The following is a 16,310-nucleotide window of genomic DNA, read 5'->3' as shown; positions in this document are numbered from 1 at the left end:
TGTTATCGATTAATCAGGTAAGGGTTTATTAATGGAACAGGCATTACCCGTTGGTTTGGGGGATATTGACGCGAGCTTTCGGGTTTATATGGGAAACATTCCCAATTACCGGGATATTCCCCAAATACATGGAATTCGTGCCCTACAAGATGGCGAGGTAAAACTGATCGGCGATGCTTGCGGTAATGGTTGGCGCAAAGTATTCAATGTCTATGCAAAACTGGTGTTCGCATTAAAGCTTGAGTTGCACAATGAATTGCAAGGTTATGGCAGTTGGCAGCAGTGGCGTGATGAGTGCCTGTTAAGAGCTGATTCTAACAGTGTCTTACTGTTCAGCAAACCTGAGTCGGGAACGATTAAGGCCCACCAGATACATATTGTAATGGGAAAAGCCTGGGCAAAATCTTGCGGCCTGGAGGGCAAGGTGGAATGGTTAAATAAGGACTTTGCCATCCACCCTGAATTGCCTTTGATAGTTTGTCCTTATTTTGACTATCGTCAACTGAGTAATCAGAAAATACTGTTTCTAAGTGAGCTTATTGCTAAATATTCAACTCTTTAATGCTTCGGCGTTTGTGCTTTTCAATATAGGTTTGTAGAAATTCAAAGATTGCTCTTGGGGGCTCTTTATTAGCTATTTTGATGATGGCGTCTCTTACCAGTGATTGATGGATAAACACTTCGCTGCTGTATTCATTCATTCTTCTGGCCATGGGTAGCAATAAGCAGTTTGCCAACACCGCACCATAAAGTGTGGTGAGCAACGCAACAGCCATCCCTTGTCCGATTGTGTCTGGGGTTGTTAATCCACTTAACATCGCCACTAAACCGATTAGCGTCCCAATCATTCCCATTGCGGGGGTTGTTTCCGCTAGTATTTCCAACACTTCGATTGTTTTTTCGTGGCGTTGTCTGGCGTAAAATATCTCTTTATTCAACATGTTTTCCAGGGTTTCACTGTCATATCCGTCTAACAGTAAGTCAACGCAATGTTGAATATAGTCATCCTCTATTTTTTCATCCTCCAGCGATAGAATTCCTTTCTTCCGATATAAATTAGCCAGATGGATACAGGTTTCAATGCTGTCTTCGATGTGAACTGTATTTTTCGTGAAAGCGTGCTTGCTGTGAGCAACTGATGTTTTCAGGTTCTCAAACCTGACACTCAGGGAAACTGCGCCTAGAGAACCAAACACAACGATAGAAAATGATGCCGCACTAAAGTACACATTCAGGGCACCCTGGCTCATGAATAAGGCAAAAGAGAACCCTGACAGCAGCAAAACACCACCAACCAGAACGCCTTTTTCCAGTGAGAATGAACGAAACAGTTTCAATTTGACGTTTCCTTGATTGGTAGTGGCAGAGAAGATATCGGGTGGCGCCCATGAGTTATAATGATTTCTACCCGGCGGTTTTGTGTCCTGCCAGCTTTGTGGCTGTTTTGAGCGATAGGCTGTGAATCACCTTTGCCACTAATCGCTATAGTACGCTGAGGTAAATTGTGTGTTAACACATTGGCAACTGCCTGCGCTCTGGCCAGTGACAGCTCAACGTTGTTTTGGTACAGATCGTTATCAACCGCTTGGTTGTCTGTATGACCAACTACTTCAATACTGCCGGGGATATCAATTAACAATGAAGCTATTTCGTGGAGGTATTTCTCCGCTTTGGGTTGCAAAAAACCACTACCTGATGCGTACGCAATGGTGCTATCTAGTTGAATCTTCAATACGTTACTTTGCAAATCAAAAATAACACCGCGTTTCTCGGGAGCGCCTGTAAACGACTGTTGCAAGCGTTTTTTCAAAGTATGCAGCACGTCGGGTGGGGATTCTTTTGCCTTTTCTGAGGGGATATCGTGGGAAGAAGAGGGTTGATATTGTCGCGTCCCCAGTAAGCTGTCTCCCGCTTCTAATTCAACGGTATTGTTAGCTGCCTCTTGTTGGAGCAGCCAGGCATTATCTGGCAACCCAAAAGCCCGTGAAAATGATGCGGATATTGAGTTAAATTTTTGTTGATTAGTGTGAGAAAACGAAAAAAGCAGCACAAAGAAGCACAGTAATAGCATCATCATATCTGCGAAAGTAGTCATCCATCCTTGTTTTTTGTTTTTCTTCTCAAGAGCGGCGAATAGCGCTTCGTTGTCGCTGCGGTTCACAAATGCTTGTTTAGTGGCTTTCAAAACATATAAGCCAGTTTAATTGAATGTCGAGAGGCAAACAAATCTGTCGCAATAAAATCTTGGTTATATGCTTGTTATTTGATCTGGGTGAAGTTTTTCTCTATGAGTTTGTTAATTACTCGCGAAGCGGTGACCAATCCAAACGTTGCAGTAACAGTAACAGCGGCACCAAAACCGCCACTGCAGTCCAGTTTTACACCGCCAGTCATTTGTTTGGCATAGCTGACATTGCCCTTGGCATCCGGGTAGCGCAGCTGTTCAGTTGAGTAAACACATTCCACGCCAAATCTGCGCTTGGTGTTTTGGCTAAAGCCATAAAAACGACGTAGGAAACTGCGCAGTTTTGCAGCAAGCGGATCTTGTGTGGTTTTAGCTAAATCCCCGACGGTAATTTGGGTGGGATCCACCTGGCCACCGGCACCGCCCACGGTGATCACCGGTATCTTTTGGCGTTTACAGTGGTTTATCATGGCGGCTTTTGCTTTAACGCTATCTGTGGCGTCAACTACGTAAGCAAAGTCTTTCAAATATTCTGCTACATTCTTGTCGGTAACGAAGTCCATAATGGGGTGCACTTCGCAATCGGGGTTGATGAGTTTGATGCGCTGTGCCATCACATCAACTTTATTTTGTCCTACGGTATCGGTTAATGCGTGAATTTGACGATTGGTATTGGTGACGCAGATGTCGTCTAAGTCAATCAGGGTGATTTTACCAACGCCACTACGGGCAAGTGCTTCGGCGGTCCAGCTTCCGACACCACCAATGCCCACTACGCAGACATGAGCACGCTTTAAAAAGGTTAATTGTTGTTCACCGTACAGGCGTTCAATACCGCCAAATCGCTGATTGTAGAGATCCATAAAGCTCACACCGAAATAAATGAGGCGGTATTCTAACCAGTTGCCAGTTTTTTGCAAAAATAGCACAACATATTTGGCTGTGGCTGCGATAAACGATATAAAAGGTGGACTGAGGTGAAAGGGAAAGAAGATTGAGCCACTACGATTTAATCATTATTGGCGGCGGTATAGTGGGAGCTGCCAGCGCATTAAAGGTCATGCAGGCTAAACCGGGCCTTAAAGTCCTGTTATTAGAAAAAGAGTCTGAGCCTGCCATGCACCAGACAGGCCGAAATTCGGGCGTGATCCACGCCGGTGTTTATTACGCGCCGGGTAGCTTGAAAGCGCGTTATTGTCGTGAAGGCTTGGAAAGGACTATTGCATGGTGCCAACAGTACAACTTGCCTTATCTTCAGTGCGGTAAACTGATTGTGGCGACTGATGGGCAAGAAGAGCAGCGCATGCAGGCGTTGTATCAACGCTGTGAGCAAAATAATTTACAGCCGCAGTTATTGACTCAGCAACAGTTGCAACAAAAAGAATCCGCAGTTGCTGGGGTGGGGGCGATTTATGTCAAACAAACCGGGATCACCGATTATAAACGCTTAACTCAGCATTTCTTACATTTGTTCCAGCAAGCGGGTGGCGAAGTCAGGTATGATTCTACGGTATTGGGTTTGGATGAAACCGAACAGCGGGTTGCCGTTAAAACAGCTGATACCGAATTGTACTGCGAACAAGTATTGAATTGCGCCGGAGTTTACTCTGATGAGTTGATTCGGCAATTACTCCCGGATATTGATTGGCGAATTATTCCTTTTAAGGGGGAGTATTTTAGATTAACGGATAAATACAACAAGCTGGTAAAACACCTGATTTATCCCGTGCCCGATCCCGAGTTACCTTTTCTGGGAGTGCATTTAACCCTCATGATTGGCGGTTATGTCACGGTAGGGCCTAACGCGGTGTTGGCTCTGGGCAAAGAGGCCTATAACAAAACCCAATTACAGCTCAATGAGTTACTGGATATGGTGCGTTATTCCGGCTTTCGCAAAGTGGTGCGTAACAATTGGCGATCTGGACTTGAGGAATTCCGCAATTCCGTGAACAAACGAGCTTATCTGAGTTTAGTGCAAAAGTACTGCCCACAAATCGCCATTGAAGATTTGTTGCCATACCCCTCAGGGATCAGGGCCCAGGCTGTGTCTGATAATGGCGAACTTATTCACGATTTTCGCTTTGCCCATACCCAGCGTAGTTTACATGTGGGCAATGCGCCTTCACCGGCTGCGACATCAGCGCTACCAATTGCAGATGCCATTTTTGATAAGTTAAAAGACAAACTCTAGCGGGTCATGCGCTTTACAAATACCACTACGAATAAAGCGATAGTAAAACTGCCAATAAAGGCTTCCAGTGCGGCAAAAAAGCGCGTGACGCCGAAAGGGGTGATGTCTCCGTACCCCAGCGTGGTGAAGGTCACCACGCTGTAATACAAGGTCATAAAAAAGGTGGTAATGTTTTCCCCCAGTCCTGCGGAAAAATCCAGTTGCAGGCGCTCCGAACCGTGATTCACACCAAAGACAAAATACATTATGGCGCTGATGAGGATCAGAAACATGGAAAAAATCACGGTATTTTCGGGTTTTTCTCCGTAGCCACAAAGCTTGTCTACCAGCATTGAGAATATCCATTTAAACGACCACGGCTCAAGTTGATAGCGGCGCATAATGAGCTCTTTGTAGCCAAACTGTCCGGCTAACTGGAACAGGCCTTGGTCTTCGGCGCGTTTGCGCAGATTGCGATAAATTTCTTCAGATTGCTCAAAATTGTCTTCCGCAGCATCTTCGTCGTGCTCTTTCTTTTTCTTTAGTGCGATACCTTCCTGTAACAGCTTCTCACCGACATTGATGTTATCAATACGCGCGCCTTCCAGCTTGGTGCCCAGCAAATTGGTGCCTTGCAGATCGGCGCAGTGCAAATTAGCTTCATTGAGGTTGGCTTTCATTAAAGAACCATTGCGCAATGTCAGGTTAAACAGGTGTGCACCCTTCATATTGGCGCGGTATAAATCACATTCAGATAAATCAAAGCCGTGTTTGGAGCTGCGATTAACCAGATTAATGCCGGCCAAATTAACCCGTTTGAGCTTTAACCCTTTCGACGTGCCACCTCTTCGGATGTGGGCTTCCAATCGTTCTGCCAGGTTCATGCCACTTTTATCAACATGTGGATCGTGCCAGAAACAGTAGCCAGAGCCGAGATCATTTTCGGTACAGGATTCGCCGCATTGTGACTGGTATTTACATTTATCGCTCATGCAAGTTAATGATGTTTATGTTTTTTTTAAGTGTAGCAGCATTTCCATAATACAAGCAGCAACAACTTTCTAATAATTCGAATGAATTGCGCCATTCTTTGCACTTTTTGTTAATGGATTAAGATGATTGAATGACAACATCAAATACAGGAGGATTTTTTATGGGCTTATTAGTTGACGGTAAATGGCAAGATCAGTGGTACGACACTAAAAAGAGCGGCGGAAAATTTGTCCGTCAGGCATCGCAATTTACTCATTCGATTGGACCGGATTCTGAGTTTCAGGCACAAAGCGGGCGTTATCATTTATACGTCAGTTTGGCTTGTCCGTGGGCTCATAGAACATTGATATTACGCAAACTGAAACAGCTGGAGGAGCATATCTCGGTTTCGGTAGTGCATCCTGATATGCTAGACAAAGGTTGGCAATTTGCCACAGCGGAGAATCCGTTTCCTGAGGCGACCGAGGATCACCTTTTCGGGGCGAGTCATCTGCATGAAATATACACTCGCGCAGAGCCAGAGATAACTACTCGTGTTACCGTACCATTGTTATGGGACAAAAAGACACAACAAATCGTCAATAATGAATCGTCGCAAATCCTGCGTATTTTCAATTCGGCGTTTGATGAACTCACGGGTAATAGCGATGACTACTATCCTGAAGCATTGCGCAGCGAGATTGATGAAATTAATGATTTCGTTTACGACAACATTAATAATGGCGTTTACAAATCCGGCTTTGCCACGACGCAAGAAGCCTACAGTGAGGCGGTTGCGGCGTTATTTAGTGCCTTGGATAAGGTGGAGGATATTCTGTCTAAACAGCGCTATCTCGTTGGGACTCAGATCACTGAAGGGGATTGGCGCTTGTTTACCACGCTGGTGCGCTTTGACGCTGTTTATGTGGGGCATTTTAAGTGCAATATCAAGCGCATAGAAGATTACCCCAATTTGTCAAATTATCTGCGGGAACTTTACCAATATCCCGGGATTGCAGAAACGGTGAACCTTGAGCACATCAAACGCCACTATTACTACAGCCATACTATGATCAACCCCACTCAGGTTATCCCGGTAGGACCAGAGTTAAACCTCGATGGACCTTGGCAGCGTTAGTAAGCAAAGGGTTAACTGAGCCATAACATGGCAATGTGACAACCAATAACCACGCCCGTTAACAGCGTTCTTAAACGCAGGTAATGGGCGTTCATTTGCAGCTGCCTAAAATCGTAAAACAGCAGGGCTAAAAAGCTCACTTTAAGCAGTATTAATGTTGTCGCACCTTGGGTGAATAGTAATACGGTAAAAGCGGTGATACTGGGAAGCATGGCAATATAGAGCTGGCTTACTGAAGATGTTCTGTTGAGCGCGTCATACCAATGAATACCACCCAAAAACGACAGAATAAGCGCGCTGTATATTGTGAACCAGGCAACGCCTTCATACACAGACACCAGTTGCATCAGTACCAACAAGGGTAAACCCGCAAACGGAATCAATCCCGCCGCACCTAAAAAGTTCATGTGTTTTGTCATCATTTTGTGTTCTTACTTTATGGCATTTAATATCGATACGTAAAAACACTAGCATTGTATCTCTTCACACATTTTTCTATGCTGAGCAAAAACACAAAAGGAGTAACAATGACGATTTCTCATTCTGATATGGTTAAGGCTCTGGCCAAGCCGGGTGAACAAATTGCAGCCGAGCTAAATGCCGAAGACGCCCATTTAATGCACATGGCCATCGGTATTAGTGGTGAAGCAGGTGAGCTGTTAGACGCCATCAAAAAACAAGTGATTTATCGCAAAGAGTTGGATCTGGAAAACGTAATTGAAGAGCTTGGGGATCTGGAGTTTTACATGGAAGGTTTGCGTCAGGGATTAGGTATCAGCCGCGAGCAGTGCCTTGAAGCGAATATCAATAAACTGGGTACGCGTTATAAAAACTTTCAGTACAGTAATGAAAACGCTCAGGCAAGAGCCGACAAACCTGAAGGTCAATGAGAGGAGAAAGGTACGATGAAAAAAGTACTGTTTGTTTGTCTTGGTAACATTTGCCGTTCTCCCACAGCCGAGGCGGTGTTTCGAAAAATGGCCAAGGACGCTGGCTTAAAAGTGGAAATTGACTCTGCAGGCACCATCGCTACCCATGCGGGAGAAAATCCCGACAGTCGCAGTATGCAGCATGGCAAAAAGCGCGGTTACAACTTCCAGGGGCAGTATTCGCGAAAAGTAAAACAGTCCGACTTTCAGTACTTTGATCTTATTTTTGCGATGGATAAAGCTAATTTGAGGGATTTGCAGGACCTTTGCCCTGATGAATACCAGCACAAGGTGCAGCTGTTTTTGAGCTTAAGTGACGACGCGGAACAAGAAGTACCGGACCCTTATTATGGTGGCGACGCCGGTTTTGAGCGTGTTTTAGATCTGGTTGAGAATGCATCAAGGGCATTGATAAGTCGCCTGCAAAACGCCTGATTAGCATTTTTAGATACGGTTTTTAAATCTTTGATGAAAATATTCTAATAAAACGCGATTTTTAGGAGGTTATCTCTTGAATCGCCGTTTTATTCATGTTGTAGTTTGGCTCCTTTTTAAACATCACAACAGGTAGTAATTCTCGTGAAACAATGGCAGCCAGACACATGGCGTGATTTCCCAATTTTGCAACAACCCCAATATCAAGATGCAGCGAAGCTGACTCAAGTTGAATCTGAGTTGAAGCGATTTCCGCCGCTGGTGTTTGCTGAGGAAACCCGTCACCTTTTTTCTGAGCTGGCTAATATTTCACAAGGTAATGGCTTTTTGCTACAAGGTGGTGATTGTGCTGAATCCTTTGATGAGTTCAACGCGCCGAAAATTCGCGATACCTTCAAAGTCATCTTGCAGATGGCGATAGTGCTGACTTTTGCCGGACGTTGTCATGTGACCAAAGTCGCGCGAATGGCAGGGCAATATGCCAAGCCGCGCTCGGCAGATATGGAGACTCGAGACGGTGTGTCTCTGCCCAGCTACCGCGGTGATATTATAAATAGTTTCCCTTTTACGCCTGAAGCGCGTATTCCGGATCCGCAGCGTATGATTGATGCTTACCATCGCTCAGCGTCGACCCTTAACCTCTTGCGTGCTTTTGCGCAAGGGGGGTTAGCGGATCTGCACAAGGTCAATAAATGGAATATGGCGTTTGTAGAGAATAATCCATTAAAAGAACGTTATCTGGATATGTCCCGCCGCATTCAGGACACCTTGTCTTTTATGGAAGTGATTGGGCTTAATTCTGATAATACCGCGGGTTTGCGTGAGACTTCATTGTATACCTCCCATGAGGCATTGTTGTTGAATTACGAGCAGGCACTGACCAGAGTGGATACTTTAACAGACAAGTGGTACAACTGTTCCGCGCACATGCTGTGGATTGGTGAACGTACCCGCCAGCTGGATCATGCTCACGTAGAATTCTTCCGCGGTATCCACAACCCCATCGGTGTTAAAGTGGGGCCGTCTATGCAAGGGGATGAGTTGATCTCCTTGATTGATGCCTTAAATCCAGATAACACGCCGGGACGTCTGACGCTGATCACGCGAATGGGTGCTGATAACCTGGAGCAAAATTTGCCAGCGTTGTTACGCCGGGTTAAAGCGGAAGGCCGTCATGTGGTGTGGAGCTCTGATCCCATGCATGGCAACACTAAGAACTCTTCTAGCGGCTACAAAACCCGTAATTTTGATGACATTCTACGTGAAATTCAGCAGTTCTTTGCCGCTCATGACGCAGAAGGCACACACGCTGGTGGTATTCATCTGGAGATGACCGGTCAGCACGTAACCGAATGTACTGGTGGTGCTTACCAAATCAGTGATGCTGACCTGGCCGAGTGCTATAAGACTCAGTGTGACCCACGATTAAATGCCGACCAGGTGTTGGAGCTGGCGTTTCTGGTTTCTGATCATTTGCGCAAGTCTGTTTAAGACTTAGGGTAGGGGATGCAGTCGTAGCGCGACTGCATCGTCGCTACCGATTTGCTCACCATCTCCATCAAAATCTCCAGATTAATATTCTTTAAAGCTCCTAAGTAAAGGCAAGATTTGCCCAGCTTGTGTTTGCCTAATTGCGCTAACAAATCTTCAAAATCATCAAAACCCGGCATGATGTAAACCACGGTATTTTGAGCCCGTGGTGCATACCCGGTGACAAACCAATCGCCGCTATGACCAGAATCATATTCGTAATGATATTGCCCAAACCCAATCATGGTGCCCGCCAGGTGTGCTTTATAACCCGAAGCTTTTTCCATTAGCGGCAGTAACATGCGAGCATCTTTTTCCCGAGTTTTATTTTTCAGGCTGCTCAGGTAGTTGTCTATGTCGGTGTCGATTAGCTGTGACATATTTTCCTCGACTCACTTTTGTTTGACTGCTACAACTATACTTGATTTCAAATAATTTAGGGATTTACACCATGCTGTCAGAAAAAGAATTTGTGTATAACACCGCCGCGCAAATTTACGCTTCTATGTTTGCCAATCCAGAAGTGAAAGAAGATATGCAATATGCCGTAGAGCGGGCTATCGCATTATGGGATGAGCTAAAGAAAATTAATCTTCAAGATGCGCCACAGGGTGATTGAATCAACTCTTTGAAGGTAGAGGGATAAAAGCCGATGCAAAAAAATGTATTACTCGTAGGACTCCACCCCGATGTAGTGGATTATCAAAAATGGCCTGAGTTGTCGCCTGAAAAACTACTAAACGGCCTCAATGCAGGGGTTGCTGCATTACAAGCAGAGGGCATAGATGCCGCCTGGTGTCTAACGGACACTGGCGAAACCGCAAAGCAGGTGCTCAGCGAGGCGCTAAAGGAAAAACAATACGATGTAGTATTGGTAGGAGCTGGTGTGCGAACTGATCCCGAGCATCTGGTATTATTTGAAATTATTTTGAACAGCATTAGTGAACTGGCACCGAAGGCCAAAATGGCGTTTAACACTTCGCCTTTTGATACAGTAGAAGCTGTGAAACGTTGGTTATAGCCGATTGATTTTAAAAAGGCCGCCACGAAACATCGTGGCGGCTGTTCTATTTAGTCGTGAGTGTGACCATCTTCGTGATCATACTCTTCAGCGATACCCAGCCAGACAATGCTCTTAGGTGCAAAATCTAACTCCATATCACCTTCAACTTCCATATCTTCAAGGTGGATTTGCAAAATGTGCTGTGCGATTGGGTCAGCCACATATACATATTCGCCACTTTGTGCGACGGCCATGCTGAAAGATAAGCCTTCCGGCATCATAGACAGGTCCTCAGAAGAGATCTCTATTTGACCCGCTAATTCCCAATGCATGTGGCCATCGTGCTCATGTGTCTCCAGAATATTGAGGTGACCGTGGCTGTCTAACACCATAAAGTGCTCGCCGTCCGCAGAGAAACTGTAAGCAACGACACTGGCATCTTCCTCAGGTTGCCATTCCAGCACTTCCATTTCGTTTTCTTCTGGATTGATGCTCAGTAATACCGAGTGGGCACCACCGTGAGCAGAAGCGACACCAATGAAAGATTCACTGGCTTCATGACCGTAAATATTGCCTACTCGCATGCCTTCCATACCTTCGACGTTAGCAATCTTTTCGGCTTCGTACTCATCATCGTGTTGGTGGGCAACCAAAATGCCGTCACTGCAACCAAATACAACAAATTCATGGTTTTGAGCAGCACCGTGCAGGTCCGGGCAAGCGACTTCCAGAATTTGCTCTTGCTCATATTCACCATCGTGCCAGTGGTAGACAGCAACCTGGTCAGGCAATATTTTGGCATTTGAGGTGCTTTCCGCGTCGTCTCTACGCACTGTGGATAGCAGGTGTTCTCCGCGAGGCTCAGCTACACCATGCATGTTGATGTCGTAATTTACCGTCGGCAAAGTCCCATTTTCAACGCTGATGTCAGTATCTGTGAGTACCTGTACCATGGCTGGTATACTGGAGTTTGCATCGCCATCATAGAATATCGCCAATTGCCCATCGTGGCTAACTAAATGCGTTGGGCGGCTACCCATAAGCTCGAAGTCACTCAATGCCGGACTTTGCTCATAATCGTGCAGATGGTCAGCGTGATCTTCACGCCAGAGCCCACCATCGATGAAGCCCACGTAATCGTTATCACGGCTAGCAACAACAACATAGCGATAACCCGGAGAGGAAGACAGTCTGTTTGAAGCATGTGTTAACGTAAAGCTGTCTAAAACCTCAGCATCATCAAGGTCAATAATGGTTGCCGTGGCGCTATCTTCAGAAAGTACAGCCATTCTGCCCAACGATTCGATGACAATGTCATCTCCGTGGTCGTCGTGCCCATCATCATCGTGATCATGCCCGTCGTCGGGGGCTTCAACCACAATGGGATCTTGTTCAATAATAGTGGTTTCGGCATCGCCACAGCCGGTTAAAAATACACTGCCCAGTGCAAGCGCGATAAGGTTTAAGGGGAATGATTTAGTCATTGTTTAAATTCCTGTTTATATTTTTTTTTCAATCAGAAGAAACCCTGGATACCAACAGCGATGCTGCGACCCGGGCGAGGGGCGATGTCTTTAAGAAACGAAGTGTGCACACGAGCTTCGGTGTCGGTGAGGTTCTTTCCTTTCAAGTAGAGTTGAATGTCTTGCTCTAGAATTGGTAGGTCATAGGACACATTGAAATCAACCAAGGTGTAACCGTCGGTCTCTGTCTCTTCCGCTGCAATGCGGTTTTGTTCCTGATAACGAGTGATATCAAGTTGAGCACTGATGTTGTTCTGCTCATAGCTTAACGTCGTACCAAAGCGCATTGGCGAAGTTCTTGGTAGATCACCGCCATCCTGCAAGCGAGCGCGAACGTAATCAGAGAAGAAGGTGGTTTTGAAGCTGTCATTGATTTGCCATGCGGCTTGCAGTTCAAAACCATGCAAAACGACGTCGTCAGTACGGAACAAGTACACTGGCAATTCGTCAGTGTGTTCGTCGTGCTCATCGCCGTGATCATGATCGTGTCCGCTTTCGGCAAATAATCCTGTATTGACCTGGTAGTAGTAATTGCCCACCTTGTTATAGAATAGGTTGAATATGAAACCAAAATCGCCCTGAGTTTTGCGTAGTGTCAGATCGATATTATTAGCCGTTTCCAGATCAATCACTTCTTCCGTTAATTCGATGTGCATTTCGTCTTCGTGTTCGTGCAGTGCGAATAAGGCGCCTACTTCATAAGAGCGTGTGCCTATGTGCGGGCCGAAAGACAATAATTCAGAAGCAGAGGGGGCGCGCTCAGAGCGTGATACCGATAGTCCAAGGTTGTATCCCGGAGTAAAGTCCCAAACCAGACCAGCAGAAAGACTGACCGGTGTAAAGTCGTGATCGGCAGAGAAGACGCGGGTAACACTAATGTCGTCACCGTGGTCATGATCGTGCTCATGGTCATGGCCGTGATCTTCTTCTTCTTCGTCATGGTGAGCATGGGTTTCAAGCTCGGGAAGCAAGACATTTTCTGCCTGTAATTTAACGCGTTCTACCCTGGCTCCGACCTGTAGTAACACATCACCGAAGTGCTTTTCTTCCATAATAGACAGAGCAAGGGTTTCTTCTTCGGATGGAGGGGTGAAGGCTTCTTCACCTTCGGCCGCGACTTTACTGCGCTTGAAATGGAAGCTAACAGCGCCATTCCAGTCGGCGAAGGGTTTGTGTAACACATCGACTTTCAGTTCACTGGAGTCGTTTTCGAAGATGGTGCCAGCGACACCTAGCTCAATTTCAGCATGTTCATATTCAGTGAAACCACCAGATAACCTCACAGTATTGACATAATCGTTGTTGAGGTTGTGTTCACCTTTTAGCTGAATACGAGTTTGTTCTAAATCAGCTGTAACGTTGATTTCCTCATCGCCACCGTGAGAATGTCCCGGAATACCATATTCACGCTCAAATCGCTCAACAGCAACGCCAAAATAACCTCCGTCAAAAGCCACGCTGGTACCCAAGGTAAAGCCTTTGGATTCTTCGGCACTGTTGCTGACCACGTAGTCGTGGGAGTCATGATCATCTTGATGATCGTGCTCATCATGAGCATCTTCAACTTCTGGGGCCACAGGGACTTCGTAATCTTTAGATTCGCGCCAATAACCATCCAGATAAAAACCGATGTTTTTAACGCCTGTAGTCAGATTAAAAGAAGCGAGTTTTTTTCATCCACCGAATTGGACTCCAGCAACCATTCACCGCGAGTGGTGTTATCAAGCGGGATGCGTCCATCTACTACGTTAACGACACCACCAATAGCACCACTGCCGTAAAATAGTGTGGCGGGACCTCGAAGTACTTCTATTTGCTGTGCCGTTGAGGCTTCTGATGCGACAGCATGGTCAGGACCGACTCTTGAAACATCGCTCACATCTAATCCGTTTTGTGCGATCAATACCCGCGGACCACTCAAACCACGTATCACAGGGGTACTGGCGACATTTGCATGGAAATTTGTATGTACACCGGCAATTTTTTCCAGGCTATCACCTAAAGTGGCGGCTTGCTGACGTCGCAGAGCCTCTCCACCTAATACACTGACTGGCGCAGCTGACTCCATGGCTGACATGTGAATAGGTGTGGCAACAATATCAATAACTTCGATTGCGGAGCGTTGTACCGTGAAGGTCATCGACAGGTCTTGTTGCTCAGTCACATTGATATCCTGATGCAAATGCGCAAAACCCGGGGCGACAATATGTAGTTCGTTGATACCTTCGGGCAGCCCGTCTACTTCAAAACGACCTGAATCATCAGTGACAACGGTTTTGCCAATACCTTCAATTTCCACTTCCGCATTAGCCACAGCGCTACCGTCTTTATCCTGAACAACTCCCTGAAGTGTTTGAGCCATCAAGCTAACCGGGAGTATGGAAGCAAGCATTGCGGCGATTTTAGTAACTCTGTACATTTAACCTCTTAACTGTAATGATATATTGTAACGATTAAGGGTTATGTTATATTGTAACAATATCCAGTGTAAATAGTTTCCAGGAAATAGTGTTGGACTCAGTTAAGTGGAAAGCGGAAATGGCAATTGAATGCCGTGGCTGTCAGGTTATTGCGTTATGAATGAAGCACAACTGGACTGCGCACTTGAAGTGGCTGAAAGCGTGTGCAAGCAATTGGGGAGAGAACTCTCGACCAAGCGACAAAGGGTATTACAAGTTTTGTTGCAGAGTTCGCGTCCGGTATCTGCCTATGAGATCACCAGCGAATACAACAAGCTTACTACACCCGCCATCAAAGCCATGTCAGTGTATCGCATTCTGGAGTTTCTGACTTCGGCTAATCTGGCACATAAATTAGAGTCCACCAATAAGTTTATAGCCTGCAAACAGGATTGTGATAACCATCAGCATCCTTATTCGCTCTTTTTGATTTGTGATGAGTGTGAGCAGGTTAGTGAAATATGCAGCACCAATGAGTTTATCGAGCAGCTGGGGTGTGCAATAGGTAAAACTAAGTTTACGCCAAACGGTCATCAGTTAGAAATTATCGGGCGCTGTGCGTCCTGTCAGACAAGCCAAAATAGTTAAGAGAGAAAGATTTAATGAAGTTGTTAACGTTAGGCGATAAAGCCGCCGTCGGGCTTTCAGTGTTGTGTTTAGTGCATTGTATCGCTACGCCATTTCTCCTTGTAACGCTGCCAGCGTTGCCGGCTTTAGCATTCCTCGAGGGCGAACTCCTGCACCTTGGTTTGTTATTTGCCGTGGTGCCAATTAGCCTGGTCTCACTGGCAATGGGCTATCGCGTGCACAAACACTTACGCAGTCTGATTATTGGTGGACTGGGACTCATTATTTTACTAGCCGCGGCCGTGCTGGAACACGATCTCAGCGATAAGTCCATAGCGGTGTTGCTTACTGCACTGGGTGCGGTTTTAGTGGCATTGAGCCATGTGCTCAATCTTCATTTGCGCTGCCCTGACAACCAAGAGCGAGTCACTGATTGGCAAACTTAACGCTGAATTAAGTTAGCCAGCATATATTTCAACGCTTTGATAGCGTGAAACAGAGTGGTTGTCCTGATTCGCTTTTATGTGAATTTTCATCGAATAGCGGCCTTTTTTAGCGGCGCTGTACTTCATCCGGAATACGCCATTGCCCTGTTTAGGATAGATGGTTCTGGCTTCAGGAAAATTAACTTCTTGCGGTCCGCTAAAACTGATAGCAACATTATCGTAGCCTTTCGGCACTCGATAAGAAAACAATATCGCGGCGTCTTTGCCGCTGGAAACCATCACTTTTTTGGCGTGCTTTAATGTGATGGGTTCGACTATGAGTGACTGTTTAAATGCAGAAGAATGGGGTGGCGGCATCATTGGAAAGTTGCCAAAGCCACCGGCAGCATGCAGATCGCATGCATTGAGATTAGCCGAAAACGTGCTAAAGCAGGCGATAAACAAAGTTGTGTAAGTGCTAAATTTTTTGTTTGGTCTCATGCTCAATCCTCATAGGGCACCACCTCAATACCATGTAAAAGATAGGCCGACGTGCCCATTGCGTTCCCCTGTATCTCTATTTTAAGCGTGCCAGAAAACCAAAACGGTTGGTTCAGGCTTTGTAATTTAACACCTTTTTCGCTTTTCGCATAAATGATTTGGTTTGGCGGAGGAGGGGGGAGATGTAAACAAGCACCAAAATAAGGCACGATAAAAAACTCAATTACCGCATCCTCATTAATCGCTTCAAGAGGCACAAGAAAACCCGGGATCCTGATTTGTTGCTCAGCCATTTCTTTCACCACACGCGCAGAATTGAGCGCTGCTTGAAAACGTTGGCTTTGTTCGTCCTCAAAATTCTGCTGATTAAAGTCATCAAAGGAGTCTTGAGCAGAGCCATCCTCAATTTCAAACAGCGATTCAGGAGGGTTGAGCAGGGCTTGAAGATCGTCTTCTGGCATCAGCTCAATCCA

19 protein-coding genes and 1 pseudogene are annotated in these 16,310 nt (G+C 45.9%); 10 read left to right on the top strand and 10 right to left on the bottom strand.

The features are described from left to right. Window positions 1–31 precede the first annotated feature (31 nt). The gene (locus AABA75_RS12985) at window positions 32–562 is read left to right on the top strand and encodes a DUF6942 family protein (protein ID WP_338293033.1); all 531 of its coding nucleotides are present in this window, start codon (window positions 32–34) and stop codon (window positions 560–562) included. Here the strand turns inward: AABA75_RS12985 and AABA75_RS12980 are convergent. The 3 genes from AABA75_RS12980 to tcdA form a co-directional block, all read right to left on the bottom strand. Further along, a complete protein-coding gene (locus AABA75_RS12980; protein WP_338293032.1) occupies window positions 543–1,337 on the bottom strand; it encodes a motility protein A in 795 nt (264 codons plus the stop codon). The genes AABA75_RS12985 and AABA75_RS12980 overlap by 20 nt on opposite strands. After that, window positions 1,334–2,185: a flagellar motor protein MotB gene (locus AABA75_RS12975; protein WP_338293031.1), complete on the bottom strand. Its 852-nt coding sequence runs from the start codon at window positions 2,183–2,185 to the stop codon at window positions 1,334–1,336. The genes AABA75_RS12980 and AABA75_RS12975 overlap by 4 nt, the downstream gene beginning before the upstream one ends. A gap of 74 nt (window positions 2,186–2,259) precedes the next feature. Next, window positions 2,260–3,048 (bottom strand): tRNA cyclic N6-threonylcarbamoyladenosine(37) synthase TcdA, encoded by a 789-nt coding sequence (gene tcdA, locus AABA75_RS12970; RefSeq protein ID WP_338293030.1) that lies wholly within the window; start codon window positions 3,046–3,048, stop codon window positions 2,260–2,262. Window positions 3,049–3,179: 131 nt separating this feature from the next. Between tcdA and lhgO the strand changes: the two genes are divergently transcribed. Next, window positions 3,180–4,376 carry an L-2-hydroxyglutarate oxidase gene (gene lhgO / locus AABA75_RS12965; protein WP_338293029.1) on the top strand — a complete coding sequence of 399 codons (1,197 nt, stop codon included), beginning with the start codon at window positions 3,180–3,182 and terminating at the stop codon, window positions 4,374–4,376. On the opposite strand, the gene AABA75_RS12960 is transcribed toward lhgO, so the two are convergent. Next, window positions 4,373–5,347, bottom strand: coding sequence for an ion channel (locus AABA75_RS12960; protein WP_338293028.1), 975 nt, complete (start codon window positions 5,345–5,347; stop codon window positions 4,373–4,375). The genes lhgO and AABA75_RS12960 overlap by 4 nt on opposite strands. 161 nt (window positions 5,348–5,508) lie before the next feature. Here AABA75_RS12960 and AABA75_RS12955 point away from each other — a divergent pair, with 161 nt between their 5' ends. Continuing rightward, window positions 5,509–6,465 carry a glutathione S-transferase family protein gene (locus tag AABA75_RS12955; RefSeq protein ID WP_338293027.1) on the top strand — a complete coding sequence of 319 codons (957 nt, stop codon included), beginning with the start codon at window positions 5,509–5,511 and terminating at the stop codon, window positions 6,463–6,465. An 11-nt stretch (window positions 6,466–6,476) separates the two neighbouring features. Here AABA75_RS12955 and AABA75_RS12950 read toward each other — a convergent pair whose 3' ends face one another. After that, window positions 6,477–6,887, bottom strand: a complete 411-nt coding sequence (locus AABA75_RS12950) for a DUF3429 domain-containing protein (protein ID WP_338293026.1) — start codon at window positions 6,885–6,887, stop codon at window positions 6,477–6,479. Window positions 6,888–6,992: 105 nt separating this feature from the next. Here AABA75_RS12950 and AABA75_RS12945 point away from each other — a divergent pair, with 105 nt between their 5' ends. From AABA75_RS12945 to AABA75_RS12935, 3 genes are all read left to right on the top strand, one after another. Next, on the top strand, window positions 6,993–7,355 hold the full coding sequence (locus AABA75_RS12945) for a nucleoside triphosphate pyrophosphohydrolase family protein (protein ID WP_338293025.1): 363 nt from the start codon (window positions 6,993–6,995) through the stop codon (window positions 7,353–7,355). A gap of 15 nt (window positions 7,356–7,370) precedes the next feature. Further along, window positions 7,371–7,829, top strand: coding sequence for a low molecular weight protein-tyrosine-phosphatase (locus AABA75_RS12940; RefSeq protein WP_338293024.1), 459 nt, complete (start codon window positions 7,371–7,373; stop codon window positions 7,827–7,829). A gap of 144 nt (window positions 7,830–7,973) precedes the next feature. Further along, window positions 7,974–9,320, top strand: coding sequence for a class II 3-deoxy-7-phosphoheptulonate synthase (locus AABA75_RS12935; RefSeq protein ID WP_338293023.1), 1,347 nt, complete (start codon window positions 7,974–7,976; stop codon window positions 9,318–9,320). Here AABA75_RS12935 and AABA75_RS12930 read toward each other — a convergent pair. Further along, window positions 9,317–9,739 (bottom strand): DUF1801 domain-containing protein, encoded by a 423-nt coding sequence (locus AABA75_RS12930; protein WP_338293022.1) that lies wholly within the window; start codon window positions 9,737–9,739, stop codon window positions 9,317–9,319. The two genes, AABA75_RS12935 and AABA75_RS12930, sit on opposite strands and share 4 nt — an antisense overlap. A gap of 71 nt (window positions 9,740–9,810) precedes the next feature. Here AABA75_RS12930 and AABA75_RS12925 point away from each other — a divergent pair, with 71 nt between their 5' ends. Together AABA75_RS12925 and AABA75_RS12920 are read left to right on the top strand one after the other, a co-directional pair. Then, complete coding sequence (locus tag AABA75_RS12925) at window positions 9,811–9,978, top strand: hypothetical protein (protein ID WP_338293021.1); 168 nt, start codon at window positions 9,811–9,813, stop codon at window positions 9,976–9,978. 33 nt (window positions 9,979–10,011) lie between these two features. Further along, window positions 10,012–10,380 carry a hypothetical protein gene (locus AABA75_RS12920; RefSeq protein WP_338293020.1) on the top strand — a complete coding sequence of 123 codons (369 nt, stop codon included), beginning with the start codon at window positions 10,012–10,014 and terminating at the stop codon, window positions 10,378–10,380. Between the two features lie 50 nt (window positions 10,381–10,430). On the opposite strand, the gene AABA75_RS12915 is transcribed toward AABA75_RS12920, so the two are convergent. Next, on the bottom strand, window positions 10,431–11,846 hold the full coding sequence (locus AABA75_RS12915; RefSeq protein WP_338293019.1) for a 5-methyltetrahydrofolate--homocysteine methyltransferase: 1,416 nt from the start codon (window positions 11,844–11,846) through the stop codon (window positions 10,431–10,433). Between the two features lie 32 nt (window positions 11,847–11,878). After that, window positions 11,879–14,304 (bottom strand): annotated as a pseudogene (locus AABA75_RS12910) (TonB-dependent receptor). Window positions 14,305–14,461: 157 nt separating this feature from the next. Between AABA75_RS12910 and AABA75_RS12905 the strand changes: the two are divergent. Then, entirely contained in the window at window positions 14,462–14,932 is a 471-nt protein-coding gene (locus AABA75_RS12905; protein WP_338293018.1) for a Fur family transcriptional regulator, read from the top strand. A gap of 14 nt (window positions 14,933–14,946) precedes the next feature. After that, window positions 14,947–15,357, top strand: coding sequence for a MerC domain-containing protein (locus tag AABA75_RS12900; RefSeq protein WP_338293017.1), 411 nt, complete (start codon window positions 14,947–14,949; stop codon window positions 15,355–15,357). Window positions 15,358–15,369: 12 nt separating this feature from the next. Here the strand turns inward: AABA75_RS12900 and AABA75_RS12895 are convergent, their stop codons facing one another. Together AABA75_RS12895 and AABA75_RS12890 are read right to left on the bottom strand one after the other, a co-directional pair. Then, window positions 15,370–15,837 carry a hypothetical protein gene (locus AABA75_RS12895; protein WP_338293016.1) on the bottom strand — a complete coding sequence of 156 codons (468 nt, stop codon included), beginning with the start codon at window positions 15,835–15,837 and terminating at the stop codon, window positions 15,370–15,372. A 2-nt stretch (window positions 15,838–15,839) separates the two neighbouring features. Continuing rightward, the gene (locus AABA75_RS12890) at window positions 15,840–16,298 is read right to left on the bottom strand and encodes a DUF3299 domain-containing protein (protein WP_338293015.1); all 459 of its coding nucleotides are present in this window, start codon (window positions 16,296–16,298) and stop codon (window positions 15,840–15,842) included. Window positions 16,299–16,310 lie beyond the last annotated feature (12 nt).

Source organism: Planctobacterium marinum, from assembly GCF_036322805.1.
Lineage (GTDB): Bacteria > Pseudomonadota > Gammaproteobacteria > Enterobacterales > Alteromonadaceae > Planctobacterium > Planctobacterium marinum_A.
Note: the sequence above shows the minus strand (reverse complement) of the source record. Positions and strands in the feature narration are given on the sequence as shown.

Coding starts and splice junctions, on each gene's coding strand:
- AABA75_RS12985 (WP_338293033.1), top strand. CDS start 32: ATGGAACAGGCATTACCCGTTGGTTTGGGGGATATTGACGCGAGCTTT.
- tcdA (WP_338293030.1), bottom strand. CDS start 3,048: ATGGATCTCTACAATCAGCGATTTGGCGGTATTGAACGCCTGTACGGT.
- AABA75_RS12960 (WP_338293028.1), bottom strand. CDS start 5,347: ATGAGCGATAAATGTAAATACCAGTCACAATGCGGCGAATCCTGTACC.
- AABA75_RS12955 (WP_338293027.1), top strand. CDS start 5,509: ATGGGCTTATTAGTTGACGGTAAATGGCAAGATCAGTGGTACGACACT.
- AABA75_RS12950 (WP_338293026.1), bottom strand. CDS start 6,887: ATGATGACAAAACACATGAACTTTTTAGGTGCGGCGGGATTGATTCCG.
- AABA75_RS12945 (WP_338293025.1), top strand. CDS start 6,993: ATGACGATTTCTCATTCTGATATGGTTAAGGCTCTGGCCAAGCCGGGT.
- AABA75_RS12940 (WP_338293024.1), top strand. CDS start 7,371: ATGAAAAAAGTACTGTTTGTTTGTCTTGGTAACATTTGCCGTTCTCCC.
- AABA75_RS12930 (WP_338293022.1), bottom strand. CDS start 9,739: ATGTCACAGCTAATCGACACCGACATAGACAACTACCTGAGCAGCCTG.
- AABA75_RS12925 (WP_338293021.1), top strand. CDS start 9,811: ATGCTGTCAGAAAAAGAATTTGTGTATAACACCGCCGCGCAAATTTAC.
- AABA75_RS12920 (WP_338293020.1), top strand. CDS start 10,012: ATGCAAAAAAATGTATTACTCGTAGGACTCCACCCCGATGTAGTGGAT.
- AABA75_RS12915 (WP_338293019.1), bottom strand. CDS start 11,846: ATGACTAAATCATTCCCCTTAAACCTTATCGCGCTTGCACTGGGCAGT.
- AABA75_RS12905 (WP_338293018.1), top strand. CDS start 14,462: ATGAATGAAGCACAACTGGACTGCGCACTTGAAGTGGCTGAAAGCGTG.
- AABA75_RS12900 (WP_338293017.1), top strand. CDS start 14,947: ATGAAGTTGTTAACGTTAGGCGATAAAGCCGCCGTCGGGCTTTCAGTG.
- AABA75_RS12895 (WP_338293016.1), bottom strand. CDS start 15,837: ATGAGACCAAACAAAAAATTTAGCACTTACACAACTTTGTTTATCGCC.
- AABA75_RS12890 (WP_338293015.1), bottom strand. CDS start 16,298: ATGCCAGAAGACGATCTTCAAGCCCTGCTCAACCCTCCTGAATCGCTG.